Genomic DNA, 26,590 nt, shown 5'->3' with positions numbered 1-26,590 from the left:
TACGCCTTCGGGCAACAAGATTTCGGCTTCGAGGCTTTGTTTTCCTTTGCGCTGCAGATTTACCCGGATTTCGCCCGCCGGATGCGGCAGGGACGCCTTGACCCACTGCAGGCGGCCCAATGCCGGACGGATGAGCACTTTGCGAAAGCCCGGCGCCGCCGGCTCAATGCCGACTATCGTCGCCAAGAAATCATAATTGGGACTGGCGCTCCAGGCGTGACAATCGGAGCGGGTCGGTTCCGGGCGTTCGGCAAAGGTGGTTAGACCCAGTCTGAGCATCTCGCGCCAGGGCTCGAGCTGGTCGACGTACAGATCGGCGAGGCCTGCTTTTTTCAAGGCTCTAAAAAGGTAAAAACGATAATACATCGTACATTGAATAAGAGAGCGGTCCGACAAAAGGCGCAGCATGAGGTCCTGAGCTTCCGGCTGCGGCAGCAAGTCAACCAGAACGGCGTTCACATTCACGTGCTGACTGAAAATCTGTTTTTCCGGCGTATCGGCATAGAGGCGACGGACGGGATCCCAACAGAGCTTGTGAACCGCCTGTTTGAGCGACTCGGCCAGATTCAGATAGTGATCAGCCTGCTGGGTTTTGCCGAAAGCCTGCATCAATTCTGCGGCGCGGAGCAGCGCCTCGACGTACTGAAGCGTAATGATCGCCGAATGGCCGTCGGCTGCTCCTGCCGGTACGCCGCCGATGTTTGTAATCGGACTCCACGCCCATTCGTCCGGCCAATCCACAAAATGCCACCAAGGCATGGGTCCGAGCATGCCGGTATCGTCGATAAATTGTTCATACCAATCCAAGACGCCTTCAATGCCGATTAAAAAGGAGCGAAGATACGGTTCGTCGCCGCGATACAGCCAATAGTCATGGATCATGTCGATCCAAAAGAGAGAATAAGGCGGAATCACCTGAGGAATGGTCGTGGGATAACGACTCGAAGTCAGACCGTCGGGCGTCCGCGAGTCGTTGAACAGTTCGATGGCCTTGCGCATCAGCCGGTCGTCTCCTGAAACATACAGCGAGATGAGCGCCTGGATGCGGGTGTCGCCGACATACTGAAGCTGTTCATAGTAGGGACAGTCGAAATAGGTTTCGTTGGCGCACAAGCGCGCGGTGCGCCAGCCGGTTTCCCAAATCTGCTTAAGAGACGGATCGCTCGATTCGAATGACGCTTTTGCAGTGAAGGGATAGGCGGTAAAGACTCCATGCAGATCATGCAGCAGCAAAGGTTCGCTGCCGGTCGCGATATCGAGCTGGAGATAGCGATAGGTGCGAAACCAAAGCGTGGAAAAAGAGCGCTGTTCGCCGCCGTCGGGGTGAAAAATATCATAGTAGCCGAAAATCGTTCGGCCTTTGATTTCATTTCGATTCCCTTTTTCGCGCTTGTCGTCCACGAGCGCCTCGGCATAGGTCAGTTTGACCGAAGCGCCGCGACCGCGGCCAAGCGTCAAGTGCGGGTAGGCTGTAGTCAAGACGCCGTTATCCAGCAATATGACGGCGCGCCTATTGGGCGGAATTTCCAGGGGCTTAGCTCCGCTAAGGAAGCCATCGTGGGCGGTGATCCCTTCAGCGCGGCGGATAATCAAGTTTCTTTGCAGCGTCTCCTCCATCGGCGGAATCTGCCGCGGAGTCAACAGCCATAAGGTGCCGGCATCGCGATAGCCGCGCGGTTTGCCGTGCTCGAGTTCTTTTGCCGCCGGCCATTTCGAATCGTCGTAGTCGATTTCAGCCCATCCCCAGGGATAGAGCCGGCCGTCGATTTCTTCGCCCGGCCCGACGACCGTAAACGTGCCCATCGTCTGCGGATTTACAGGAATCGGCGAATAGGCGGAATTCTGCAGCACCTTCCAAGTCCGGTCGCTGTTGACGACAGCTTCGATCTCGGAATCGCCCTGGAGTATAAAAGCCGTCCGCCAGGAAAGCTGTCCCCACGGCCGATGTTCGCCGAAATTCCATACTACCGCGGCCAACACATTCTTTCCTTGGGAAAGATAAGGGGTAAGGTCGACGCTCTCGAAGCGCCAGTGCGCAAGGTCCCACCGCTCCGGTCCGGTGCAGACCGAGCGGCCGTTGACAAAAAGCCGATAGCGGTTGTCGGCCGATAGGTGAACGATAAAGCGATCAGGTATTTTGTCCAAACTAAAGGTCTTGCGAAAATGATAAACGCCGTATTGATTCAGGTCGGCTGTCGGATGACTGATCCATGATGCTTCCCATTGCTCTTTAAGGAAGCGGGGGTTAACGGTAGTCGCCGTAATCGAGGTTCCCAACAGCGCCAAAATTGTGAGGGAAGAGAGAAATTTTGCCATTTTATGCCTCAAGGATTTGAATGAGTATCCTCTGCAGTCTTTAACGTATTGTCGACGGATAAGCTTACGCCGTGCAGGGGCCCAAAACTTTTTCCACGGCCTCCAAAAGCTTGTCGTTCTGCACCGGCTTGATGAGCACGTCCACGACGTTGTCGTCTTCATGAATCCGCTTTTTGATTTCTTCTTCCGATTTCTTGCCCGAAATGATGACGATCGGCGTTGCCTGGTTCAGTTTCTTTTCTTTGAGTTTTTTAATGATGTTAAATCCGCTTTCTTTTTCGTAGGGAGGGATGACCAGATCCAGCAAGATGAGATCGTAGCTAAAGTTGTCGAGGGCGATGAGAGCCTCCTGAAAGCTTCGAACCTTATCGATGATGCAGCTTCTTTTCTTGAGCAGCTTTTCAAAGCCGATGCGGATCACGACTTCATCTTCGATGATCAAAACTCGTTTCATTCTACCTCCTCTGCTTTTTGCAGCGGCAGTTTCATGACAATTTTGGCGCCTTGCTTGAAATGCGGATCGACATAGACTTTGCCGCCGTGCGCCTCGGCAACCGTTTTGACGTAGGTTAGTCCCAAACCGATCTGTTTGATGGTGTCGGCAAAGCCTTTGCCGGTGTAATATTTTTCGAAAATGAGCTGTCGCTCTTCTTTGGGAATCTGCGGCCCATAATCAGCAACGCTGATCAGCAGGAAAAATCTAGACAAACGGGCTGAAAGAAGGATCGGTTTGTCCGGGTCTCCGTATTTTACGGCGTTGTCCAGCAAGTTGGCTACGGCGTCGTAAATCAGCATCTCATCCATTTCTAATATAGGCAGGTTTTGGGAAATCGACAATCTGATCTCCATGTTTTTATCAGCCGCCAAAATGATGTACGGTTTGACGACTCTGTGCAGCAGGTCGGCAGGAGAGACGGCTGTTTTTTTGATCTGCAGCTCGGCGCTCTCGGCCTGTGCGAGGTTCAGCATAGTGTTGATCGTCGTTTTCATGCGTGCGATCTCGTTAGCCATCAGCTCCCAGAGCTCCTTGTCGCCCGGATCTCTTTCGAGCAACCCGGACAAGGTGACGATCGGCTGCAGGAGATTTTTCATCGTATGGGCATACTCGGCGGCAATGAACTCTTTCAGCCTTTGCGATTCGCGGAGGTTTTTGACCATGTTGAACGTGTCGTAGGCCAGAGCTATTTGTCCCGCTAATGCCTCCAAGGCTTTCAGATCGTCGGCGGTAAAATCTCGATTGCCGTAAATATCGCTCTGTTTTTTATTGATGACGCGAATCACGCCGATCTTGCGGCCTTCGGAGCGAAGGACGACGAACAGGGCGTTGCGTACCGGCTCGCCGATGTGTCGGCAAAATTCATCATAAGCAGCCAGATTCATCTGTTTCGGCGAATGACTGCGGCATCTTTCCGCCAAACCGATCAGATTATTTTCGATCAGGTTTCTGCCGGATTTGAACACGTTGCCGACTAAAAATTGGCCGATTTTGTAGCTTTCGGGTCCGATCTTTTTTTCGACGTTTCTGCCGTACCGATCCCTGACAAAGTTGCTCTTGCGCACCAGACGGCGGTTCGCTCCCTCACCCTCGAGCAGAAAGATGCTGCAGCTCGAAGCGTGCAGAACGTCACATACACGCTCTAAAGAACGAAAGAGCCAGCCGCGATGCACCGGACGCTTTGAAATCTGCTGATTGATCTGAATGATGAGCTCGTTGGTCTCTGAAGTCAGGCGCAATTTTTCCTGCCGTTCGACGTTAGCCAGCGCCTGCCCTGCCCAGGAAGCGTAGTAGGAAAGCACTTCCAATTCATAATTCGAAATATAACGGGTGTTATATACCGGATCAGCCGAAACCTTGGCAAAGAGTTCACCGTTGGCAGTCACCGGGATCTCTACCCAGCGCTTTTTCTTAAAAATATCATTGTACGGCACTAAACGCTCATCAACGCGATAGAGATGAGCGTAGACCTTTGAGGCCTCCCATACATAACCGGTATTCGGCTTGATCACAAAAAGTACCGGAAATCGCTCATTAAGCAAAATTTGGGTCGGCATATCCGTTTCGGCGTCGATCTCGAATCGGGTAATGTCAAAGGGGATTTGCATGCCGACCTGACGGATGCCTTGAAACACGTCACGGCCGTTTTTGTTGATACGCCGATAAAAGCGCGCCTGCGGATAACCCAGCTCTTGAAAACCCTCTAAAAACAGGTCGAGTCTGGCGTTCCAGGCATGGGCTGCCTCGATGCGCTGGATGTACTGCTGGGCAATGTGCAGCTGCGTACGGTCGCGACAGGTCTCGATGATGCCGCGAATTTCACCCGTTCGGTCGCTGATCGGCACGGCGTGCAGATCGACGCTCTCTTTTCGTCCCTGCCAGTCCGTATAGTCCCAGAACGTCCGCACGCTATGCTTTTCTTTTAGCGTATTCCTCGATATGCATCTTTCGCAAGGGCGATCGCCTTCATTTTGACGCTCGAATCGTCTCCAGCAATAATCGTACAGCAGCGGCTTGCCCTGTTCAAAGCGCTCGCGCTTGGCTTTGTTGGCAAAATGGATGCGGCCGAATGTCTCCGGCCGCGGGTCGATAAGGATCAATTCGTCCGGAATGTTGTCGATGATCCTTTCCAACCAGATCCGTTTGGCGCTGTGGCGAATCCAAGACAACAGAACATCGAGCGATAGAGATTTTGCCAAAGTGATCACCCCAAATTTTGCTTCGACCTCGAGCGGATGGACGGGGCGATCTGTCCATAGGATGATGTCCTGATCATCGCCGTATGCCTCGACGACTGACTGGAGAAAATCCGGAGCGGACAAGGCAGTATCAATCTGCCAAGGATCGAGAATCAGGATGTCATAAGTCGCGAGGCGCTCCCAAGCTTCTGCGACAGAACGGCTGCATTCGACATGAGGGAATCCTTTTGCCGTTAAAAAGAGTTTGGCCTTTTCGGCGCCTGCCGCATCCTGATCGAGAATCAAGATGCGGATAAACGGCAATAATTCCTGCAAAGCGGCTTTTTGTGACATAAGCTTTCCCTTGCCCTGCGGCAAAATCTGCCGCTGACTGGGTTTGATGAATCAGGTTTCTACGAATTCAGGCCGCCTTCATGTTGATTGGAAACGGTTTTGTCATCAGGAACTGCAAAGTTGTATGTTTTCATAGGACGACCTGAGTCTGATCCGGCTATGGAACCAAAGCGACGGACGACATTAGAAAAAGCAGGGCGAATCCGCCTAATCCTTGCGCAGTATTTTTTCCATTTTGCGGCCTTTGGCCAGTTCGTCCACCAGCTTGTCCAAATACCGAACCTGCCGAGTCAACGGATTTGCTATCTCTTCGACCCGACAGCCGCATACGACACCGGTGATCAAATGAGCGGCCGGGTTCAGCCTCGCCTGCGCAAAAAAGGTTTCAAAGGTCGAATTTTCCCGAATATGCCTATGGATGTCCTCTTCGCTGAAACCCGTCAGCCATCCGATTACCTGATGCAGCTCTTCCTTGCTTCGACCCTTCTTTTCGATTTTCGCCAGGTAGTAAGGGTATATTGAGCTGAAGGTCATGTTACGAATGCGTTCGTCGGGATCAATGGCTTTGCTCATCGGGGCCTTGCTCCTTATTCGGTAAGCATTGACTTTATTATTCATCTTAAAATGATTCGCACCCGTCTTTCAAGGCGTTTTAATCATAAACAATGATTTCAGTTCCTCGCGGCTCGGCTGCCGGCCGTATTCGCACAGCTCGAACGCCTCTGCATATTTGATCCTGGCGCCCGCTTCGGGCCCGTAAAGTTCGATCAGTTTGTCGCGATACTTGTTTGCAATGCCGCCGTCCCGGCCGGCCTGCCGCTCGAACAGCCATTTAAAGCGCGCAGCCCGACCGTCAGGATCGGTCGGAATCGGCACCACCTTTTCGAAATTGCCGGTCGCCCAGAGGCTCTCGATCTGCGATTCGAGCTGCCAGACGGCTTGGACTTTTTGCTCGAACACATCGTCAACAGCAACAACAATGTCGGGTTCAAATGGGTTCGGCTTTTGAAAGTTGTCCGACATGTACAAGAAGATAGGGTTTCTTGCCAGTTGCGGCGTCAGCGGTTCAAAGTGCGCCACGGTGACCATAAAGGCGGCGTCCTGCATGAGCACGCCGACATAACGATGATCCGGATGATAGTCGTTCGGACGATGGCCGATGACGATGTCGGCCTGCCATTCGCGAATGAGGCGCACGAACTCGCGGCGGTTTTCCAGCGTCGGCATCAGCTCGCCGTCATGAATGTCGAGCACCTCGCTTTCGATCCCCAGGATTTCAGCCGCTTTTTTGACTTCGGCGGTTCGCCGCCGCGCCAACGGTCCGCCCGCCTGCGTCGCGTGGCCGATGTCGCCGTTGGTCACCGAGACGAACTTGACGCGGTGGCCGGCGGCAGCCCAACGCGCCGCTATGCCGCCGACTTTGAGCTCGCAGTCATCCGGGTGGGCGCCGAAGACAATGACGCTCAGTTTGCCGCCGGCAGCCTGCTGCGCCGAGACCGCGCCGATCAGCAAAATCAGCATAACGAGCGATGTCAATGTTCTCATAATTTTTTCCTCATATTGATGTTATCCCAAAATCGCGCCTCAAACCGTCGGCTGTGAAACATTTTCCCACGCCACGCCGATTTTTCGGCAGGCAAAAGTCAATTCTTGGGAATAATCGCCTACGGCCATGAGCCAGTGGAAGCCGCGGTGATCGCGAAGCAGCTTTTTCCAATCGCCGTCGATTTTAATGTCGAACTGCGAGCGGCAAATGTCGAGAAACGGATTGTCGATGACCGAGCCGGTAAAACCGATCCACTTTTTCTGTGCGCCGTCGGGACAAACCATGGTGACCGGCGTGCCGAGCGGCAGCTCGACCTTGGGCGCGGCGCCGTAATCGGATTCAAAGTGGGTGACCACTTTGGCGCGGGCATAACGGAGACCGTCCATACGGCGCGGCGCCGTGCAGTGCGCACAGGTGACCATGCCGTGATGCGGAAAAGTAGGATCGTTAAAAAAGACTGGTTTACCGGCAATGTAATGCAAAAGAATGCCTGCGGGAACGGCGTTAAAGTCTGACTCGCAAAAGGCAAGCAGCCCTTCATCGTTTAACAGGCTCAGGGTGAGGCAGGCGGTGGTTTCCGAAATCGGCATGACTGCGCTCATGCAGTCCATAATGGTGAAAACTTTGGCCTGATACTCCTCCAAATAACCTTTGATGACATCCAGCAGCAAAAAGGCGTTGACCACGAACGTTCGGTCGGTGTTCAGCTCGGTCTCCGGAAGGGCCAGGTATTGCGCAGCCGCATACTCCGCCGCTTGCAGGCGGCTGCGATCAGCGCGCGCTTTTTTGATGCGCACCGCCAAATCGTCATACCCGACGGTGACGATATCGAGCTTGAACTTTTCGCGGGCAATTTGAGGCGCGTCGTCATTACACCAGCCCGAAGCGCCGCCCAGGGCAACGATTCGCCGACCCAGGAAATTGTGCACACTGTAGATCGCCCGCAGCTTGATCAATAATTCGTTGTAATCATCTACAACAACGTCGTCCACGGTCATGCCGCCGGGATAGCGAAACTGGTCGAGATCAAAGCCGTCGCCGCCCTTGCGCAGGAAGCGGTTGTGGAGGATCTCGTACCACAGATAGACCGGACCGGAGCGATGGCGCAGAAAGATGAGATTGTCGGTCTTGTCGGTGCAGCAGGTTTCGAGGATGTTCGTCCAGCCGCCTGCGGCATAGACCAAGGGCACATCAAAGCCGCCGGCGCTGACGATCTGCGCCGCCTGTTCTGCAGATTTCACCTTGACGACCGGCTTGACGATCAGGGCAAAATCCGCCTTTTTCTGCATCTCCTTAAGCTCTCGGTCGATTCTTATCATCTCGGCGGCAACTTGTTCTTCGGTCTGGATGCCGCCCCAATTGCGCCACGAGGTTTGCGGCCGGCGCTGAGGAATTTCATACGCCAACATCGGCTGCACCGTCAGCGGTTTACCGGTGCGAAGCATCGGCTTCTCGGGATCCCAGGCGGCAACCGGCTGGCTGTCGGCAAAAGACAATGCGGCGCCCGCCAGTCCGAGCGCGCCGACGCCTAAAAATTCACGGCGGTTGATGCCGCTCGCATGACATCCGCAACACATACAGCCTCCTTTCAAGATGATCGGCAGCGGCAGTTTATCCGCTGTCAGTCTATAAACAGCGGTTTAATGTGCCGCTCGAACAGGTTGTATTTTACCTTTTCGTGAATGATCTCACGATGCTCCTCGATCGCGGTGATAAAGTCGGCGCCCAGCTCGGCGGCGATTTTGAAACTGACGTGCAGCAGTTGCCGCAAGTGCGGATTGAAGTGCGGACAGTGCGGATCGTGGCGGAGCGCCTCGGCAAACTGTCTGCCGTCCCAGCTGCTGACCTCGGCGGGGTTCGGCAATCGTCTCCGGTCGATGTTCACCACCGCGGCATAGGGCCGGATCAGTTCATCGAACCGTTCGAGGGCGGCGTTGTAGATTGATTTCACGATCCGCAAGCCCTTGGGCGTGGTCGTCAGGCCGATCAGCTCCTCGAGCCAGGTGGTTCCGGCGGTTTTGAGATGGAGTCCGACATTGAACTTTTTTAACACGCGATGAATATGCGGATAGAGCGAAAACTTGTCGCTGCCCGAATGCACGCTCAATTTCAAATTGTCCGGTAAATTATAATGATGCGCGGCATAATGCACCGCCGCTGCCGAAGCGGCAAATTCGTAAGCAAATTGTAACGCGTTGCCGACGTAATCGATGCCTTTATAAAAGCTGCCGCAAAACTTGGGGGCGATCGTCTGCACCGGAATGTCTTCCTCGGCTATGGCCGCGAGGATGACCAGCAGCTCCTCGGGCGTTTGCGGCGTCTCGGTCTCGTCCATCGACACCTCAATGACGAATTCGCCGCGCTTGCGCTCGGCGATGCGGCGGTAAATGCGTCCGGCCTCCTGCACGGCGCAAAGATATTTGGCCGCCGCGGCACGCAGCCTTTCTTCGCTCAGATCAAGGACAATGTCGAATTCGGGCATGCTTACTTTGCCGATCCGTTTTCGCTGCGCGGTGACAAATGACTCGACCGTCTCTTTTGCTGCGGGTTTGCCGATGAAATCCGCGACGTCGAGAGTAATAAAGTCGCACGCGTCGATAAACAGATCAACGGTTTTCAAGCCGACATGATCGGCGTCGACGAAATAGGGGAGAGCCCATTTGCGCGCATGAACGGCGGCGTCGGCGGCGCGGCGCGTTTGTTCGGGCGTGCTGCCGATGATCGAGTGCTCGCGAAAGGATTTGTTCCACACCGGTATGATTTCGACGCCCAAAGCGAGCGCCTGCTGCAGGGCGGCCAGCTGCGCCTCGCCTTCAAGGCCGAAGCGGTCACCGATGCCGATGGAATACTTGCCCAATCTCATGGCCGCACTGCCGTGCCGTCGCGACGGCGGATCGGGTTCCAGTAGCCGGGATGCTCGGGCAACGGATATTTGGCGGCCGCCGCCTCGTTGATGTCCACGCCCCAGCCCGGCGCTTCGTTGACGTAGAGATAACCATTTTTCACATAAGGACAGCCGGGAAAAACCTCCTGCGTGCGTTCGTCGAACAGCACTCTTTCCTGAATGCCGAAATTGGGCACCGCCAGATCGAGGTGAATGTTGGCGGCGTGCCCGACCGGCGAGACGTCGCCCGGGCCGTGCCAGGCGGTGCGCACCTGAAAGGCTTCGGCCAGGGCCGCAAGTTTGCGTGCGGGCGTTAGACCGCCGATCTGCGAGATATGGACGCGGATAAAGTCGATGCAGCGATTAACGATTAGATCGATCCATTCGTGGGGATTGTTGAACAGCTCGCCCATGGCGATGGGCACGCTGGTCTGCGCGCGCAGCTGCTTAAACCAGGCGTTGGCCTCGGGCGGAAAAGGATCCTCGATGAAGAACGGTCGGTACTCTTCCAGCTGTTTGCAGAGGTTGATTGCGTCGATGGGCGGGATTCTTTCGTGGATATCGTGGAGGAGCTCGATCTCGTCGCCGCAGGTTTTGCGGATGTGTTCGAACATTTTTACGGTGGAGGCGATGTAGGGGTAAACGTCCATGTGGCCGTCGCGCGGATCGCCGAAACCGGCGTCGCGAAAATCCGGCGGCTTGGACAGGTGCGCGGCGCCGTAGCCGCCCAGCTGAATGCGCACATGGCGATAGCCCTCGGCCATTTTGCGCTTGACGTCCTCTTCGAGCTCTTTGAAATCGCGGCCGTTGCAGTGGGCATAGGTGTCGACGGCAAAGCGGCATTTGCCGCCGAGGAGCTGATAGACCGGCATGCCGGCTCGCTTGCCCTTGATGTCCCACAGCGCCTGGTCGAGGCCGCTGAGGGCGTTGTTGAGCACCGGACCGTTGCGCCAGTAGGAGCTGGTGTAGGCGTTCTGCCAGAGGTCCTCGATGTTGTCGGCGCTGCGGCCGACGGCGAACGGCTTGAGGTATTGATCGACGGCCACGGCCACCGGCAGGGTGCGTTGATTGAACGTGGCGCAGCCGAGGCCGTAGAGGCCGGGTTCGCTGGTCTCGACCTTGACGACCGTCAGGCGGATGCCGCTCGGCGCAGTGGTGATCGCTTTGACATCCGTGATTTTCAGCTCCGGCAGGCCGCGGCGCTCCGGAATTTCAGCGGCAGCAGCGAAGGCTCGGCGGCCCAGCAAAGCCGCCGTACCTGCCGCCCCTAATCGCCCAAAGAGTTGACGTCTGGTCATTTTCTCACCTTGTTAAGGAATCCCTGGGATCGCGGACGTCCCGTCCGCTTACGTTTCCGCTTTTTTGTGCAGACGATGCAGATGGTACAGATGAGATCTTGAGATCTCTGCGTTCCCGGTATTTCCGGATAGGCCGACGTACCCAGCCCAAGGCCATTGTTCAGGTCTGTCAACCAGCCTGGCCTTGACTGGGTTTTGCAGAATGTACTTAACAGTAGCCTGGAAATGTTTTTCGTCGCGAATATAACGATCAAAATAATCCGGCCCCCAAAACGCCCCGCTTCGACCCAGCAGTTTGTTTGCCTCATGCGCCGTGTAGGACTTCCAGCTTTGCAAGATCTTGGAAAGCGATACGTCCATCACTTCAATCAACACGTGGACGTGATTGGGCATGATGCACCAGGCAATGAGGCGGTACCGCTCTCCATCAAAATATTTCAGGGCGTCCTGAACCAGACGGGCAATGCGTTCATTGCGCAGGTAGCAAGCGCCTCTACCGCTATCGGCATACTGCTCAATGCGCTTACGCAGTTCCACGGTTTCTTTTGAGTCGGCAGCCAGGCCCTCGCGCCAATGCAGTTCCTGTTTCCATTGCTCGATGACGGAGGCGGGAACAGAGTCATGCAAGCGAAAGGTGATGAATTGGAAGATGTTTCCGGCGTCGAAATGGGGCAGGTAGCCGCGCGAGTGCCGGCCTTTGTGCTCTGCGGACGAAACTGCGGACGGGACGTCCGCGTTCCCAGGATCACGGACATTTCGTCCGCTTTTCTCCGATTTCTTCTTCTCCCAGAGCATCTTCTGAAAGTCTTCGATCTGCGCCAGGAAATTAATGATGTGCCCACCCACGCGCTTGATAAGGCGCATGAGTTGGAACCAACCCTCGGCTGCCTGCTCGGCCGGCGCATCGCGACGCAATTCATCGGAAACGGTTCGGGGCAGGTCTTCGGTAATCCACTTCTCGATCACCTGCCGCTTGTAATTCATGATGCGGTAGATGCCAAAGTCCAGGTCGGCGCAGTCGAATCGAAAGAGCTTGTGCAAAGGATATTGAAATTTTTCGATCAAATTTGTCATTTTCGATATCCTTATTTTCGCAGGCAAAACTCAAAGCGCAAGATGCTCGTAACTTAGACCATGTTTTTCGAACCCGATCGTTTATTGGAACATCACTAAATCGCCCGACTGGTCGACGCCGATTTTCCCTTCCCTTATCCCTACAGTGCATGGGAACGCTGATTCAACGAAAAATCCTACGGCCTGATCCGCCGGTACATGCTGAAAAAGCAGTTTTGGAGTTAATGACAAAGAATTGATCAAAATCATTCAGCTTAAATAGTATGCAAAGAAAATGTCTTGACTATAAAACTCCGGCCGAACTGTTCCTTAATTCATCTGTTGCACTTATAACTTGAATCCACCTTACAATAGCTCATTCAAGAAACCTGAAACGTCTGCCCGATCGGTTCGAATTTTTCAACTTGGTCTCGTTCCAGTTTTTGTCGAATTTGCTCAAAACGCTGGACTGTTTCATCGTCGTATAGTCTTTCACCGCATTGTAGGCATACTTCAGCATGTACGCGGATTACCGCCGTGTGCCTGCCTCCTTTTAGTAATTTCTCTACCTCTTTCTCCACAAGTTCGCCGCCGCAAACGGGGCACTTTTCAAATGGTTTCATTTCTTTCTCCTCACTCTGCCGTCAATCCATCGATCGGGATCAGGTCTATAGACGGTGATTAAAACCGCCCACTGATTTGCTGGATTAAAGGCCCATACACTGTGAATCGCATCACCGGAAAAGTTCATCCCATATACCAAACAACTTGGATAGGGCTTATCATTATCATAGTGTTCTATAATCTCGCCGCGCAATACGCTGATAAAGATTTCTTCAAATGACAATCCGTCTGCCTGAGCCTCTTCATCAGCATGATCTGTAATACGGACACGATGGTTACGAATAGCGTCAATTAAGTTATCAATTTTCACAAACAAGCCTTTGCGGAGGCTTCTATTTTTACTATCTCTTATTCCCAAAAAGGTTAAGGACCAATCACAAATAATGAGGAGTTACTATCATAGTATGTAATGTCATCTCTTTTATTCAAAGCTCCTCAACCACCCCGCCGCCACCTCTATCTTTTCCTCCACAGTCCGCGCTGAGCTCGGCAGAGCATACAGGCGCCAGACGATGTCGTGGTGAATCTCTTGGCCGATCGACAGCTTGGTCAGCGGGCTGAGCAGTTCCAGCTCGGTGTATTGCGGTGAGGTGTAGACTTCGGCGCTCAAGTCGCCGTCCGGATGGACGCCAGGCTGCCGCCGAAAGAACTCGGCGATGACAACGTTGTCGACGATGGCGGCCAGCCAATAGTCCGAGTCGGCGCCGGCTTTTTGCGAGACGGTCGGCGACGGCTTAAAAACGCCGACCGAGCCGCGTCGGTAAAACTGGGCGCGCGCTTCGTCGCTCCAGAACCGGATGCCGTCCGGCAACGAGCTGTTGGGATTGAGATTGAACAGGGCGGCGAGAGGACTGCGAATCTGGGTGACGTTCCAAATCGTAAATTCGATCGGTTCGACCGAAGCTTTGCGGGCGCGTTTTTCTTTACGGATGGTCTGCCGAATGCTCAGATCAGTGCCGCTGTCCGCCAGGGTGATCTCGCGGATGCAGCGCGCGCCGCAAAAATCGCTGACGCCGCTGATGATGCGCACGCCGTCGGGGATTTCTTCCGCGTCGTATCTGCCGCCGTCGAACCAGTGGTCCGGCGGCCAGGCGTAGCCGTTGATCTCGGGAAACTTGCTCTGCTCGGTCGGCCACACCTTGTCGCCGCCGAAATTGGCCCAGGCCAAGGCGCCGTTTTCGCGATACGGCTGTCCCGACGGCAGCGTAATGCCCGAATATTGCGGATTGGTCCACAAAATATTCGGGCCGTTGCGAAAGCCGTAATGCATGATGCGGCCGATTCCAGGAACCACAATCACTTTGACTTGCGCGTTGCGCAGCTCGTAGGATTCCGGCCAACCGCTGTAGGTGATTTTCGTAACAACGACCCCTTGGCGCGTCGAGGGCTCGATGTTTTTCTTTTCGTTGCACATGAGGGTTGCTCCTCCAAGGAAGGCAAGAAAAAAGAGCATGCGCCTATTCATGCTGCAATCCCCAACCTATGCTATAGATTCAGAAAAAAATAGCCACGCCGAGGGAAAAAGCCAAGCAAAAGTTGGAGTTGGTTTACGATTTCTTAATTTTTATTGAAGAGGATGGGCTGGAGATGGTAAAAAATGGAATTTTTCGACAGCAAAAGCGGATAAAATTATTCGTAAAATGAGCCAGGTTAAAACTGTTGAAATTTGCGGGGTTTTATTCTGCGAGGGAGGCATCATGCAAAGGTGCATTTTTGTGTGTTTGCTTTGGCTTTCGGCCTTGAGCCGAGAAGTTTTTGCGCTTCAAGAGCAAACGTTTGCCACAGGGGATGTCTTTTTCTCATGCCTGCAGCGCGACGGCTTGGGTGAACTTTTGATTCAAAACAAGTTGGGCGACAAAGACGCTGTCGCCGTGTTGACGCTGCCCGATACGACGATGCTTTTTTCGGTGTATATCCGTAAGGGCGAGGATTACCAATTGCAAGGCATTCCGAACGGCGCTTATTTGCTTTGGTTTGCAACCGGCCGGCAATGGGATCCCGAGAATTTCAGATTTCAGGCAGACGGCTCTTATGAACGTTTTGAAAAAGTTCTGCAGTTTACGACCAAAGAAACCAAGAATGAGATCCTGTACTCGAGCCTGATCGTGACTCTATATCCGGTTGTTCACGGAAATGCGCCTACCAAGCACGTCGCCAAAGAGAGGTTCCCGCGACCAAAGTCGGTCTCGAACGAAAATCAGCCGTAAGTTTGGGCAATATCGGCGTTTTAGATAAAAAACGGGTTCCCTTGCCGATCAGACCGACAGGGAACCCGCTGCTGCGCTTTCGAACGAAAAACTAGGCGGCCAATTGCAGAATTTCGGCGATCTCTTTTGCGCCGATATGCCGATGCTCACCCAGACGGCTGCCGCGTCTGGCGTGCGCTTCGACGGCTTTCTGAACGTCCTGAGGCGTCAAGGATACGTCGCTTAGCGAAGTAGGCACTCCCATGCGGCGAAAGAAATCAACCGTCTTTTCGATCGCCAGATCAATTGCTTTTTCACGATCGCCTTCTTGAATGCCCCAGACGCGCCTGCCGTACTGAATGATTTTATCGGCTTTATATCGGCGCTGATGCTTCATGACGGCGGGCAGTATGATCGCCAAAGTGCGCGCATGATCGATGCCGTGCAATGCCGTCAGTTCGTGACCGATCTGATGAGTGGTCCAGTCCTGCGGCACGCCCTTGCCGATCAGGGTGTTGAGCGCCAGGGTTGCCGCCCACATCACATTGGCGCGGACGTCATAATTCAGCGGCTCCAGCAGCGCTTTGGGTCCCTCTTCGATTAAAGTCAGCAGAATGCTCTCGGCAAATCGATCCTGCAAAGGAGCGTTGACGTCGAAGGTGAGGTACTGCTCCATGACATGCACGAACGCATCGACGACGCCGTTGGCGATCTGCCGCGGCGGCAGGGAAAAGGTGGTTTCCGGATCGAGAATGGAAAATTTCGGAAACACATGGTCATCGGCAAAGGCGAGCTTTTCGCCGGTTTCGGCGCGCGAGATGACCGCGTTTGGATTGGATTCCGAGCCGGTGGCGGGCAGGGTCAACACGCAGCCGAGCGGCAGGGCGTCGACTATCTTTGCGCCTTTGGTCAGAATGTCCCACGGCTCTTTGCCCGGAAAGCGGGCCGCTGCGGCAATGAACTTGACCGCGTCGAGCACCGAGCCGCCGCCGACGGCCAGAAGGAAATCGATCTTTTCGCGTTTGACCACCTCGACCGCCTTCATGCAGGTGGAATATTGCGGATTGGCTTCGATGCCGCTGAATTCGACGCTCGAATAGCCTTTCAACGCCTGCATGACCTGATCGTACACGCCGTTCTTTTTTATCGATCCGCCGCCGTAGGCCAGCAGGACTTTTTGTTCTTTATCGAGCAGAGTCGGCAGCTTGGCGATCATGCCCTTGCCGAAGAGTATTTTGGTCGGATTGTAATAAACAAAGTTGTACATCGTGTATCTCCTCGAGTTTGATCGAGACGCTAAACAATCCCGGAGACAAATTTATTCACGATCAGCCTTTTGCCGATTTTTTCTGCAGTAAAGCTAATCTTGGGCCGCAGGACGCTCATTCGCCGCGTCGTCGAGCGAAGGGGAGAGAACGTCCCGCGGGGTGAGGCGCTGCCGCAATACTTCTCCCATGGCAATGGCTGCAGCGTGGCTGAGCGACAGCGAGCCTATGGGACTCAACATGGGGATCTTGACGAAGCGGTCGCATTGTTTGCGCACGGCTGCCGAAAGCCCGCGTTTTTCTCCCCCGAGCGCCAGGATGACCGGCTGTTGAAGATCGATTTCATTGATCGTTTTTTGCGCATTGGCGATGCAGCCGTACAGCTTCAGGCCGAGCGCCTGCAGACGCGGCAGCGATTTCTCGACCTCGTCGATCATTACCATCGGCAGCCGCTCATAAGCGCCGGAAGAGGCGCGGGAGACGGCGCCGGTATCGAAATCCCAAAGATGCTTTTTCAGCAGCACGGCGGTTACCCCGCACGCCTCCGCAGTGCGTAGGATAAAGCCGAGGTTCTGCGCGTCGTCGACGCCTTCCAGCAGTAGAAGAAACGGCCGTCGGCTCATGCCTTTCACCTGCTGATAGAGTTCCTCAAAAGTCGGCTGTCTTTTGGCCGAGCAGCGGGCGATGACGCCGCCGTGCGTCACTCCTTTGGCCATGGCGTCCAATTCCGCCGCGCTGAGCGTTTTGATCGGAATCGCCTGCTGCTCGGCTGCCGCAAGCAGGGAACCCAGCTTTTCGGCGTGCAGGCCTTCGCGGATAAAGATCACCTCGAATCGCCGTCGACGCGCCTGCAGCGCCGCTTCGATGCTGATTCTTCCTTCCAAGAGTTCCATGGTTTTGCTTGGGAAAATCGCCCCATCCTCAGGAGGGGGCGGTTTTCTGTGCCGGGCTCGGCCTTACCTTGCCGGCGCGACGGTCATCACAAAGCCGCCGTGCGGCTGCATGATGATCTGCTGCGCGTCGCCCGCAAGGGTGCGAAAGGCAAAGGTGCGCGGCGAGTCGCCGTCGCCGATAAACTTTACAGCTTTCTCACCGACAAACAGCTTGCTCAGATCAAGGGTCACGGATTTCGGCTCCTTCAGGCCGTTGATGCCGCCGACATACCACAGGTCGCCTTTTTTGCGCGCCAGGACGACGTGCGAAGAGGGATCGCCGTCCAGCATCACAGTTTCGTCCCAAACCACGGGCAATGTCCTTAAAAAGGCCTGCACTTCCTCAGGTTGAGCGGCATAGCTTTCCGGCTTGTCGGCAAAGTGCAGAACACCGCTCTGAAAGACCACCGACAGCGCCAGTTCGTGGGCGTTGGTGGTGAGGTGCGGATAGTCGACGTCGGAAAAGGTGACCGGCGTATAGTCCATCGGTCCGATTGCGTTGCGGGTAAAGACCAAGTGTACGTTGTGCAGAGGCGCTTTTTCCGGATACTCCGGCGCAAATTTATAGCACTCGGCGCCGCGCACCGCTTCCAACGTCATCATATTGGGATAGGTACGTTCCCAGCCGCGCGGCACGGTGCAGCCGTGAAAATTGACCATAATGCCGTAATCATTTGCGTCTTTTAGCAGGTCGATATAGTACTGAATCATGCCCTGCTTGTCGCTTTGCCAGAAATCGACCTTGACGCCCTTGACGCCGATCTCTTTGAGCCATTGCAGCTCGCGGCGTCGGGTTTCTTTTTCGTACATCCGTTCGCGCGGCGCCTCGGTGACGATGTTGTGCGGCCCGCCCGAGTTGTACCAGAGCCAAATGCCGACGTTCTTCGATTGAGCATATTTAATAAATGAGATTAAATCGGCGGTCGGCTCAAAGTTCCAGTTGGCGTCGACCAAATAATACTCCCAACCCTGTTGGGCGCAATAGTCGATGAATTTGCGCTGGCGTTTGAAATCCCGCGGGCTGTTGCTTTCCGACCACCAGCTCCAACCGGCGCGGCCGGGCTTGACATAGCTGCCGACGGGATAAGCTGGCGGATCGGCGAGATTCGTAATCAAAGAGGATTCGACAATACCCGCCGGCGAATCGGCAATGATCAAGGCTTTCCATGAGGTTTCCCACGGGAGGGTGGAAGACGGTCGCACGTCACCGACTCCTTCACCGTCTCTCGCTTCCGGAAAACGGATGCGGTAGAGGCCGCCGGGCGCCTCCTTTTCGAAGCGGGTGCCGCAATAACTGCCGTTCAGGCCGGACTCGGCGATTAACAGCCAGGTATTGCCGTTATTGACGTTAAAGAGAGCCGGCATGGCCCATCCTGCCTCGGTCGGCGACGCAGTGCCCACTGGGTACTCGGCATAATAATTCTCATAAGCCGGTGTGTACTGGCTGGGATTGTCATAAGGCATAATGAAGGCCTTGCCTGCCGGAATCTTGAAAGCAGTGACCTCGCGTTCGATGGTTTTGACTTCGGAGTCGGTTTCAGGGAAGCGATATTTGAGGGCCGCGCCGTCATTATAAGCACGCGCAATCATTTCAATTTTACCGCCTTGGGCGTTGGCAAAAGTCAGCGTCGCCTCGTTGGCAAAGTTGCGGCATAGGCTGCGTTTGCCGTTGTGCAGGGTGTAGGTCTCGTCGATAACGCGGTCGCTGCGGGAAATAAAAGACAATCCGGCGGCAAAGGAGGCGTCCGTGCGCACCAGCCCAAGCGGCGACGGCTCGATGACGATGACACCGCCGGAGGCGACGGTATAGCTGAGAGAGCCGTCGGACCGGTTCAAGGAGACAGTCAAAGCGATACGACCGTCAGGAGAAACGACCCGCCAATTTTTGGTCTGTCGGACGGAGCAGGAGAGGACAAAAGCCGCAATGATCAATAGCCATGCCGATCTTTTCATAGTTTTTTCCTCGATAATGTTAACTGATTTTATCACCGCAAACTGAGGCCGGTTTTTTTACAAGACTTTTAAATTAAGCAAATTTTCCGCGGAATTACAAAGGATTTTGCCGCTCGCCCGGCGCCGAATATGGGGCACAGATAGAGCATCCCCAAAGCTGTTCAAAAAAGGGCTGCCGACGATTTAGCGTTTTATACCGTTCTGTTTATGACAAATCGTCGATATGGACTCTTTAATGCCCTTAATCTTTATGTCAGTTGAACATGTGAAAGTTACGACGGCCATTATAGTGGGAAAGGCGGCTTTGACTGCACTTTATGTCGCTCAACAATAAAAAGAGCTGATCTGGTCGATGATAAAGGCAACCTCGCTTTCTTTCAACTCATAATAGAGCGGCAGGCGGAGAAGGCAGTTCGACCAGCGTTCGGCGTTCGGCAGAGGGCGGCCGTCGTGTTTGTCTTTGTAAAAGGGTGAACGATGCAGTGTCAGATAATGGAAAACTGCATGAATGCCGGCTTGTCGCAGATGCCGCAGAAGAGCATCCCGCTCGGTTTTGCTTTCCGTCTTTACAAAAAAGATGTGACTGTTATGACGGGCGTAAGCCGGAACCTTCGGCAGTTTCAGCTTTCCGGCGTTTTCGAGCGGGGCAAGTCCTTGGCGGTAGAGATTCCATAAATGCAGCCGTTTTTGTTGAATCTGCTCAATGCATTCCAATTGCCCATACAAAAAAGCGGCAGTCAGTTCCGAAGCCAAAAAGGAGGACCCCAAGTCCAACCATTCATATTTGCTCGTCTCGTTCCGGTAAAAGGCGGCACGGTTGGTGCCTTTTTCCCAAACGATCTCTGCGCGCGATACCAACGAAGGATCGTTTACAACGAGCAAACCGCCTTCGCCCGCGGTGATATTTTTGCTTTCATGAAAAGAAAATGCCGCTAGATCGCCGAAAGAGCCGAGCGGCCGATCTTTGTAATAAGCATCGAGGGCCTGCGAAGCGTCTTAAACGATGCGGCCGGCGTGCCGCTTCGCGACGGCCATTAGCCGATCCATATCGCAGGCAACGCCGGCGTAATGGACGGGCACGACGGCGCGCGTCCGCGGCGTGATCAAAGACTCGATAGAGCCGATATCAAGGTTGGGCGTCTCGGCCTCGCTGTCGGCAAAAATGATCCGTGCGCCGCGCAGAAGAAAGGCATTAGCCGTCGAAACAAAGGTAAAGGCGGGTATAATGACCTCGTCTCCTGGCTTGAGATCGAGCAACAACGCCGCCATCTCCAATGCTGCTGTGCCGGAAGTTGTCAGAAACGAGTTGGTGAAACGGTACCGTTGGCGAAAAAAATCATGACATCGCCGTGTAAAAAGGCCGTTGCCTGCTAAATGACATCGTGAAACGGCCTCGGCAATATATTCCAATTCTCTACCGACTCTTGCCGGTTTATTGAACGGAATCCTTTGATGTAAAGAGTTTGGGGATTGTAGTTCTTCAATTGTCGGCCTCATTTCTTCGTATCGCACTTTCTGAATGCTAGAAAAACCCATATACCGGCTCCGATTATGCCATTAAATAAAATTCCTCCCAGATTCAAGAACGAGACGAGAACTGCTTCTTCAGCCTGCACCGCAAAAAAACGATAAAGATAAAGGTAAGTGAATTCTCTAACTCCGGCTCCGGCAAAGGAAACGGGAACAAGCGTAACGATGACGGCGGCCGGAGAGGCAAAAGCGACGACGGTAAACGGCAAGGGGTGGACGGCGTGAAAGAACAGCCAATTGTTCAAGACGGTCAGCAATTGAATCGTTGTCGACCAACCGAATAACCACATGAGCCTGCGCAAAGGCAGAGCTTGGCGCAAAGAAGCGGCAGGATTCACTGGTATAAAATCGAGCCAAGAACGTGTTTTGAGAAATCGGCTTATTCGAAGGGCAAGTCGGCCGTTTTCCCAATAGAGAAAGCCGAGAGCACCTAAAGGGGCGAGGAGCAAAAAGACTGCGGTTCGACTGATCCAAATCGTCTCGCTGCGGGCGGCAATAGGCAAAAATCCGGCCGCACAAAGCAATATTGCCGTTGCCGCCGCCAAAGAGGTGAAGCGTTCCAAGAGAATAATCAACAAGCCGTTCCGATAGGCACCGGTCGCTTTCCCGCCGGAAACAAGGCGATACAAATCCCATCCCGCGTAGCCGGGTGTTAAAAGACCTGCGGTATATCCGATCCAATGTTGCGTCAAGGCAAAGCTGCGTGAGACGGGTTTATTGCCGAAACAGTTCATCAAAAAGTTCCATCGTAACGCGCCGATAAGGATCGATGCCGGGTATAAAAAGATAACGGGCAATAGGTAGAATTTGTTTGCTCTTTGGAAAGCTTCCTGAAGGCGATCGATATCCAAACGCCGAAAAAGAAAAAAGAGAAACAAGACCGGCGCAATAAAATAGAACCATCTCCGGACTGTTGTTAAAAGACTGTGTCGGTTATTCAAGCTGAGTTCCAATGATCCGGCGGATCGCATAGGGAGTACGACGAACAAAGCTCTGCAGAATGCGAAAGCAATAATGGCCGATGAGGCCGAGAGCGGCCAAGTTTGCTCCCAACGCCAAAAGTATCAACACCAGCAGCCAAGTTGAAAAAGACAACGTGCCGCCGAGACCGCGCATTTGTAAAAATATTAGGATAATAGCCGTGCCGGCAGCACCGAAAAAGAAAACGCTGCCGACGATTGCCGTCAGTGTGCTCGGAACCGGCGAATAATAAATGAGCAAATTCATAAACATGCTGAATCGGCGGCGATGGGAATATCCGCTTTTGCCTTCTTTACGAGGATAGTGCGGGACGGTCACATTGACGACGTCCTGAGTTTGACGGAGCAGCAAATAAGTCACCGCCGGATGGGGGATCATCATCTCGCGTAATCCATCGATCAACTGCCGTTTCAAAAGACGGAAAGAACTAAGCTCTATTCCGCGAGGTTTTCCGAAAAGGGGCGTTTCCAACGCTTCTTTTAGTTTGTGCGTTATTCGACGGAGAGGGCCGTGATGCATGATGGGGAATCGTGCAACGACCATATCGTGATACTGCTCACTGATCAATAATGGAATATCCTCCGGCGCGTGCTGCAGATCGTCGTCCATGGTGATGACGTAATCGCCGCGACTGTGGAGGAGACCGCAGATTAAAGCCGACATTTGGCCGAAATTTCTGGTTAATTGGATTACCGTAAGGTGGGGATTCTTTTCCGCCAAAGAAAGAAGAGTAGGCCATGTGTCAGGATTCTTTGATCCGTCGTCGACCATGATTATTTCGAACGGCTTACGGATGGTTTCTGAAAAGACGGCGTTAAGCCGATCAATCAGCTCGATCAGGGATTCTTTGGTATTATAAACGGGAATGACGATGGAGTATGGTATTGTCTGCATGCATCAATAGGTGTAATGAAAAATCGAAATACATTGAATAATAAATTGGCTTGAAAACCTAAAACAATATAGTAAAATTTTCGATTCGGATTACTCTCGGCTTCCGCATATGACGATATTTTACGTGACGACTAACCAATGCTTTTGCTCCCGCGTTCTTGATCATGCAACATTTTAGCCGCAACACCGGCGGGCACCTTATTAGCCGGTACTATATTCTAAAGGACTTTTGCGGGCAAACTTGGAAAGAGCGAATCGCCGGCGTTTACCCTGCCGAAGGTGATGAAATCGTAGTTAATATGGCCAACAATTCGGTTGACATTGTAAGATCATTCAGGCGGTTAATAAACAATGACTACTGTAGAGGAAGAAAACCTGACGTCGCTTATGAAGAAGTGTGATACGAAAAAATGAAATAATGACTAGCCGTGCTTGCTAATTTTGCAAATGCACATTGTTTATGTGCTTCTGCTGCGCCGGATTCACATTGCATGCTAATACACGTGAACCCGGCAGTCATCCCGAACCAAGATAAGCTTGTTCCGTTTATAGCGGTATAAAATCAGGTTCTTCCATGAGGCAAATAGCTTGACATGTGAGAATAAATCCAAGTCAATACGGGCAAGGAGTTTAACTAAAGAAAGCGGTTTCCGACTGATCATTTATCCTTTCAAGGACTTTCGAAAGATGCTCTTGTCATCTCATACAAAAAATGAGAAAAGCCCTATTGGTGCTGTTTTAGTATTTTATGCAGCATCTCGCTTACCACTTTTTGCCAAACCGCATATCCTTTTTCGCTCAGGTGCAGGCGATCATCAAGAAACAACTCATCCGCAGGCGGTTCTCCGGCGGCGAGCATCGGGGTGACGGTGTCGGCGTAAAAGAGGAGGCTGTTCTCTCGGCATAACGCTTGGAGCCGTTCGTTGACCTCTTTTTGCACCGGCCAGATTGCCCAGCGGCTGGGACTGGGCTTAATGGGAATATAGACGACGGGGGTCTTTGGGAAGTGACTCTGCGCTGCGGCGAGGAATTTCCTAAAATCATCGACGATGCGGGTCGAGCTTTTCCCAGCGGCAGCGTCATTATCGCCGCAATACAGCACGATCGCTGCCGGTTCTGGGTATTTTAATAGAATGTCAGGGAGATAATAGAGAAGATCGCTAAAATGGGCACCGCCGAAACCGCGGTTGACGACCGGCAGATCGGGAAACGCTTCGGCGGTTTTCCATAAACGAATGCTGGAGCTGCCGATGAACAATACCGGATGCGCAGGCACGGCATTCTTGGCATCCCATTGTCGAAATGCTTCGATTTCTTGCTGAAAACGCAGAGGATCGGGGTCTTCTTGGGCATGCTGTCGAACAGAAAACCAAAGCAAGAAAAGAAAAACGAGCTTGGCGTGTTTTTTCATTGTTGGTTCTCCACTCATTATTTGAAATATAGGCACAAATTGTTCATTTGAAAAAGAAAAAAATGTCAATTTCAATTTGATTTTATTTACAAAGCTGCTAATTTTTACCGTTCTTGAGAGGAGGCATTCATGAAAGCTTTTCTTCTTGTTGTTTTATCAGCGACACTCGCTTATGCGGAGCCGATCCGCATCGCCTGCCTTGGAAACAGCATTACGGCAGGCGCCGGCATTCCCGATCCGGTAAACGACAGCTGGCCAGGACAGCTGCAAAAACTGCTCGGGGATGCCTACAAAGTGGGTAATTTCGGAAATTCCGGACGCACCTTGCTGAGAAAGGGCGACTATCCGTTGTGGGTGGAGAAGGAATTTAAGAATGCCCTTGCCATGAACCCGAACATCGTCATCATCCTGCTGGGCACCAACGACAGCAAACCCTATAATTGGGTTTATAAAGACGAGTTCATTCCCGACTATTTAGCAATGATCGACACCTTCAAGACGTGTCCGGCTAACCCGCAGTTCTATATCTGCAAGCCGCCGCCTGCATTCTCGGTAAAGTGGGATATCCGAGATTCGGTCATCGTCGCTGAAATCATTCCCATGATCGAGCAGATCGCGTCGCTGAGAGGCGCGTCAATAATCGACTTTCGTACTCCGCTGATCGACAAACGGCATCTATTCCCCGATGACATTCATCCCGACTCGGAAGGCTCATGGGAAATGGCGAAGGTCGTCTATCGCACCCTGACCGGTAGAGAGGTCATTTCCGCGATGGACAAAGATGTTGCGTTTGAAAAAAAAGTCTATGCTGAAGGGGCGCTGAGTCCGGCGGAAGCGCTGGTGGACGGCGACCGGCGAACGGCTTTTTGGTGCGCAGACGGCGGTTATGCGGTCGTGGACTTGGGCGAAGTGGTTTCGATCGACATGTTTCAAATCGATTTCGGTTTCGAAGGACGAAAATACGGCGCCCGCTACACCATCGACGTTTCGTCAGACGGCGTGCAGTGGCAGAAGGTCGTCGATCAATCGGCGCGCATGGACACCACGCAAATCGCCGTCGATGCCGTGGAACCCGTCGAAGTGCGCTTTATCCGGCTGACTCTGGTCGGCCGGGCATCGACGCCGGCTCTTTCCCCGACGGTGTACGACTTTAAAGCACTGAAAACCGCCAAGGTCCATGCGCCGGTGATTACCTATCGCGTGACAGATATACGCCCGCAGTATGTTAAGCTCGACGTCGAAGTGACCGCTTCGAGCAAACAGGGCGAATATATCAAACTTTATACAGCCACCGAGCCGAACTCTCCCATGACCGTGGCCAAAGATTATCGAAAATTCGAAACTCAGGTGATTAAAAGCACCATCAAACCCAATCAGGTGCGCTGGTATTGGGCTAAGGCTTATTATGAGGGACTGGAAGTCGGCGGGGTCGACACCCTTAAACTCGATTACAGCGTCTCGGCTGTACGGCAACACGAAGCGATGCCGCAACGGTATACTATTACGAACTATCCAAATCCATTCAATCCAAGCACCACAATTCGCTGCGAACTGCCCGAACCTGCCGATGTGACGGTACAGATTTACGATGTGCAAGGCAGATTGATTTATTCTTTACCTTACGGAAAACGACCGGCAGGGGCGTTTTCGTTGGTTTGGAACGGAGTTGATTCGTCTGGGCACGGTTTGCCTTCGGGTGTATATTGGTTGGTGTTATGCACCGATCGGCAGGTCACGGCAACTCAAAAAATGGTTTTACTCAAATAATTGCATCAGCTTTAAAAGGCTCGAGCAAAAGACTGCACGATAAAGGCAAGGAGAAAAGAATTGGCAATGGAAAAATACCTGGCATTCGATCTGGGCGCCTCGAGCGGCAGGGCTATTGTGGGAATTTTTGAGGGTGATCAACTCAGATTAGAGGAGACCCACCGATTCCCCAACCGCATGGTCTCTTTGCTGGGGCACTATCATTGGGACGTCTTGCAGCTGTTCGATGAAATCAAGACCGGATTGGCCAAGACCGCGGCTGTCGGACATCGGGACGTGCGTTCTGTCGGCATCGATACCTGGGGCGTCGATTTCGGATTGGTGGGCCGCGACGGCTCACTGCTCGGCAATCCCTACGCTTACCGAGACCTTAGCAGCGACGAGGTGATGCAGCAAGTCTTCCGCAAAGTGCCGCGCGAAGAGCTTTACCGCATGACCGGCATCCAGTTCCTGCCCTTTAATTCTTTGTTTCAACTCTACCGTTTAGCGGAGGAACAGCATCCTTGGTTGGAGGTCGCCGATCGGCTCCTTTTTATGCCGGATCTGCTCAACTATTTTCTGACCGGAGAAAAAGTTTCCGAATACACCATCGCTTCGACTTCACAAATGCTTGATCCGTGGCGGAAGGACTGGCATCGACCTTTGCTGGAAAAGCTCGGCCTGCCGATGGATATTTTAGCGCCTGTCGTCCCTCCCGGAACAAAGTTGGGCAAATTGCGCCGTGAAATTGCCGAAGAAACGGGGATAGGCGACATCGAGGTTATTGCACCGGCTTGTCATGACACGGCAAGTGCGGTAGCGGCCGTACCGGCTCAGGGCGAACGGTGGGCTTATTTGAGCTCCGGCACTTGGTCGCTGTTGGGCGTCGAATCGCCGCAGCCGATCATAAATGAAGCAGCACTTGACTTTAATTTTACCAATGA

General features: G+C 53.3%; 21 protein-coding genes and 1 pseudogene. 3 read left to right on the top strand and 19 right to left on the bottom strand.

The genetic code is table 11. From position 1 onward, the window contains the following. The 12 genes from ONB24_13395 to ONB24_13340 form a co-directional block, all read right to left on the bottom strand. Positions 1-2,316, bottom strand: a 2,316-nt coding sequence (locus ONB24_13395) for an alpha-L-rhamnosidase N-terminal domain-containing protein (protein MDZ7317107.1), incomplete at its 3' end; no start/stop codon positions are given. 64 nt (positions 2,317-2,380) lie between these two features. Then, a complete protein-coding gene (locus ONB24_13390) occupies positions 2,381-2,770 on the bottom strand; it encodes a response regulator (protein ID MDZ7317106.1) in 390 nt (129 codons plus the stop codon). After that, positions 2,767-5,343, bottom strand: coding sequence for an ATP-binding protein (locus ONB24_13385; GenBank protein ID MDZ7317105.1), 2,577 nt, complete (start codon positions 5,341-5,343; stop codon positions 2,767-2,769). The genes ONB24_13390 and ONB24_13385 overlap by 4 nt, the downstream gene beginning before the upstream one ends. A 207-nt stretch (positions 5,344-5,550) precedes the next feature. Beyond that, the gene (locus ONB24_13380; protein ID MDZ7317104.1) at positions 5,551-5,916 is read right to left on the bottom strand and encodes a DUF2200 domain-containing protein; all 366 of its coding nucleotides are present in this window, start codon (positions 5,914-5,916) and stop codon (positions 5,551-5,553) included. Between the two features lie 69 nt (positions 5,917-5,985). Continuing rightward, complete coding sequence (locus ONB24_13375; GenBank protein ID MDZ7317103.1) at positions 5,986-6,888, bottom strand: PIG-L family deacetylase; 903 nt, start codon at positions 6,886-6,888, stop codon at positions 5,986-5,988. A 39-nt stretch (positions 6,889-6,927) separates the two neighbouring features. Beyond that, the gene (locus ONB24_13370) at positions 6,928-8,466 is read right to left on the bottom strand and encodes a sugar isomerase (protein MDZ7317102.1); all 1,539 of its coding nucleotides are present in this window, start codon (positions 8,464-8,466) and stop codon (positions 6,928-6,930) included. Between the two features lie 44 nt (positions 8,467-8,510). Next, a complete protein-coding gene (locus tag ONB24_13365) occupies positions 8,511-9,752 on the bottom strand; it encodes a tagaturonate epimerase family protein (protein ID MDZ7317101.1) in 1,242 nt (413 codons plus the stop codon). Beyond that, a complete protein-coding gene (locus ONB24_13360) occupies positions 9,749-11,071 on the bottom strand; it encodes a starvation-sensing protein RspA (protein MDZ7317100.1) in 1,323 nt (440 codons plus the stop codon). The genes ONB24_13365 and ONB24_13360 overlap by 4 nt, the downstream gene beginning before the upstream one ends. A 48-nt stretch (positions 11,072-11,119) precedes the next feature. Continuing rightward, positions 11,120-12,145, bottom strand: a complete 1,026-nt coding sequence (locus tag ONB24_13355; protein MDZ7317099.1) for a transposase — start codon at positions 12,143-12,145, stop codon at positions 11,120-11,122. A 359-nt stretch (positions 12,146-12,504) separates the two neighbouring features. Continuing rightward, on the bottom strand, positions 12,505-12,747 hold the full coding sequence (locus ONB24_13350) for a YgiT-type zinc finger protein (protein MDZ7317098.1): 243 nt from the start codon (positions 12,745-12,747) through the stop codon (positions 12,505-12,507). Further along, positions 12,744-13,058 (bottom strand): DUF4258 domain-containing protein, encoded by a 315-nt coding sequence (locus tag ONB24_13345; GenBank protein MDZ7317097.1) that lies wholly within the window; start codon positions 13,056-13,058, stop codon positions 12,744-12,746. The genes ONB24_13350 and ONB24_13345 overlap by 4 nt, the downstream gene beginning before the upstream one ends. A gap of 111 nt (positions 13,059-13,169) precedes the next feature. Continuing rightward, positions 13,170-14,162, bottom strand: coding sequence for a DUF4380 domain-containing protein (locus tag ONB24_13340; protein ID MDZ7317096.1), 993 nt, complete (start codon positions 14,160-14,162; stop codon positions 13,170-13,172). A gap of 301 nt (positions 14,163-14,463) precedes the next feature. Between ONB24_13340 and ONB24_13335 the strand changes: the two genes are divergently transcribed. Further along, on the top strand, positions 14,464-14,955 hold the full coding sequence (locus tag ONB24_13335; GenBank protein MDZ7317095.1) for a hypothetical protein: 492 nt from the start codon (positions 14,464-14,466) through the stop codon (positions 14,953-14,955). Positions 14,956-15,046: 91 nt separating this feature from the next. On the opposite strand, the gene ONB24_13330 is transcribed toward ONB24_13335, so the two are convergent. The 7 genes and pseudogenes from ONB24_13330 to ONB24_13300 all read right to left on the bottom strand — a co-directional run bounded on the left by ONB24_13330 (position 15,047) and on the right by ONB24_13300 (position 23,900). Continuing rightward, on the bottom strand, positions 15,047-16,201 hold the full coding sequence (locus ONB24_13330; GenBank protein MDZ7317094.1) for an iron-containing alcohol dehydrogenase: 1,155 nt from the start codon (positions 16,199-16,201) through the stop codon (positions 15,047-15,049). 93 nt (positions 16,202-16,294) lie between these two features. Beyond that, on the bottom strand, positions 16,295-17,092 hold the full coding sequence (rlmB, locus tag ONB24_13325; protein MDZ7317093.1) for a 23S rRNA (guanosine(2251)-2'-O)-methyltransferase RlmB: 798 nt from the start codon (positions 17,090-17,092) through the stop codon (positions 16,295-16,297). A 63-nt stretch (positions 17,093-17,155) separates the two neighbouring features. Further along, positions 17,156-19,084, bottom strand: a complete 1,929-nt coding sequence (locus ONB24_13320) for a glycoside hydrolase family 97 protein (protein MDZ7317092.1) — start codon at positions 19,082-19,084, stop codon at positions 17,156-17,158. 324 nt (positions 19,085-19,408) lie between these two features. Continuing rightward, positions 19,409-20,581, bottom strand: a pseudogene (gene rffA / locus ONB24_13315) (dTDP-4-amino-4,6-dideoxygalactose transaminase). Next, positions 20,578-21,555 carry a flippase-like domain-containing protein gene (locus ONB24_13310; GenBank protein ID MDZ7317091.1) on the bottom strand — a complete coding sequence of 326 codons (978 nt, stop codon included), beginning with the start codon at positions 21,553-21,555 and terminating at the stop codon, positions 20,578-20,580. The pseudogene rffA and the gene ONB24_13310 overlap by 4 nt, the downstream one beginning before the upstream one ends. Further along, on the bottom strand, positions 21,548-22,489 hold the full coding sequence (locus ONB24_13305) for a glycosyltransferase family 2 protein (GenBank protein MDZ7317090.1): 942 nt from the start codon (positions 22,487-22,489) through the stop codon (positions 21,548-21,550). Before ONB24_13305 ends, ONB24_13310 begins: the two co-directional genes overlap by 8 nt. 724 nt (positions 22,490-23,213) lie before the next feature. Further along, complete coding sequence (locus tag ONB24_13300) at positions 23,214-23,900, bottom strand: GDSL-type esterase/lipase family protein (protein MDZ7317089.1); 687 nt, start codon at positions 23,898-23,900, stop codon at positions 23,214-23,216. Between the two features lie 129 nt (positions 23,901-24,029). On the opposite strand from ONB24_13300, the gene ONB24_13295 reads away from it, so the two are divergent. Continuing rightward, positions 24,030-25,667, top strand: a complete 1,638-nt coding sequence (locus ONB24_13295; protein MDZ7317088.1) for a GDSL-type esterase/lipase family protein — start codon at positions 24,030-24,032, stop codon at positions 25,665-25,667. A gap of 66 nt (positions 25,668-25,733) precedes the next feature. Then, positions 25,734-26,590, top strand: an 857-nt coding sequence (locus ONB24_13290) for an FGGY family carbohydrate kinase (GenBank protein ID MDZ7317087.1), incomplete at its 3' end; no start/stop codon positions are given.

The sequence above is a fragment of the candidate division KSB1 bacterium genome (assembly GCA_034505495.1).
Taxonomy (GTDB): Bacteria; Zhuqueibacterota; Zhuqueibacteria; order Residuimicrobiales; family Krinioviventaceae; genus Fontimicrobium_A.
The sequence above is the reverse complement of the archived record's forward strand: the minus strand, read 5'-3'. Positions and strand labels throughout refer to the sequence as shown.

Excerpts from the sequence above, each read along its gene's own strand:
- ONB24_13390 (MDZ7317106.1), bottom strand. The coding sequence starts at position 2,770 with ATGAAACGAGTTTTGATCATCGAAGATGAAGTCGTGATCCGCATCGGC.
- ONB24_13385 (MDZ7317105.1), bottom strand. The coding sequence starts at position 5,343 with ATGTCACAAAAAGCCGCTTTGCAGGAATTATTGCCGTTTATCCGCATC.
- ONB24_13380 (MDZ7317104.1), bottom strand. The coding sequence starts at position 5,916 with ATGAGCAAAGCCATTGATCCCGACGAACGCATTCGTAACATGACCTTC.
- ONB24_13375 (MDZ7317103.1), bottom strand. The coding sequence starts at position 6,888 with ATGAGAACATTGACATCGCTCGTTATGCTGATTTTGCTGATCGGCGCG.
- ONB24_13370 (MDZ7317102.1), bottom strand. The coding sequence starts at position 8,466 with ATGTGTTGCGGATGTCATGCGAGCGGCATCAACCGCCGTGAATTTTTA.
- ONB24_13365 (MDZ7317101.1), bottom strand. The coding sequence starts at position 9,752 with ATGAGATTGGGCAAGTATTCCATCGGCATCGGTGACCGCTTCGGCCTT.
- ONB24_13360 (MDZ7317100.1), bottom strand. The coding sequence starts at position 11,071 with ATGACCAGACGTCAACTCTTTGGGCGATTAGGGGCGGCAGGTACGGCG.
- ONB24_13355 (MDZ7317099.1), bottom strand. The coding sequence starts at position 12,145 with ATGACAAATTTGATCGAAAAATTTCAATATCCTTTGCACAAGCTCTTT.
- ONB24_13350 (MDZ7317098.1), bottom strand. The coding sequence starts at position 12,747 with ATGAAACCATTTGAAAAGTGCCCCGTTTGCGGCGGCGAACTTGTGGAG.
- ONB24_13340 (MDZ7317096.1), bottom strand. The coding sequence starts at position 14,162 with ATGTGCAACGAAAAGAAAAACATCGAGCCCTCGACGCGCCAAGGGGTC.
- ONB24_13330 (MDZ7317094.1), bottom strand. The coding sequence starts at position 16,201 with ATGTACAACTTTGTTTATTACAATCCGACCAAAATACTCTTCGGCAAG.
- rlmB (MDZ7317093.1), bottom strand. The coding sequence starts at position 17,092 with ATGGAACTCTTGGAAGGAAGAATCAGCATCGAAGCGGCGCTGCAGGCG.
- ONB24_13320 (MDZ7317092.1), bottom strand. The coding sequence starts at position 19,084 with ATGAAAAGATCGGCATGGCTATTGATCATTGCGGCTTTTGTCCTCTCC.
- ONB24_13305 (MDZ7317090.1), bottom strand. The coding sequence starts at position 22,489 with ATGCAGACAATACCATACTCCATCGTCATTCCCGTTTATAATACCAAA.
- ONB24_13300 (MDZ7317089.1), bottom strand. The coding sequence starts at position 23,900 with ATGAAAAAACACGCCAAGCTCGTTTTTCTTTTCTTGCTTTGGTTTTCT.
- ONB24_13295 (MDZ7317088.1), top strand. The coding sequence starts at position 24,030 with ATGAAAGCTTTTCTTCTTGTTGTTTTATCAGCGACACTCGCTTATGCG.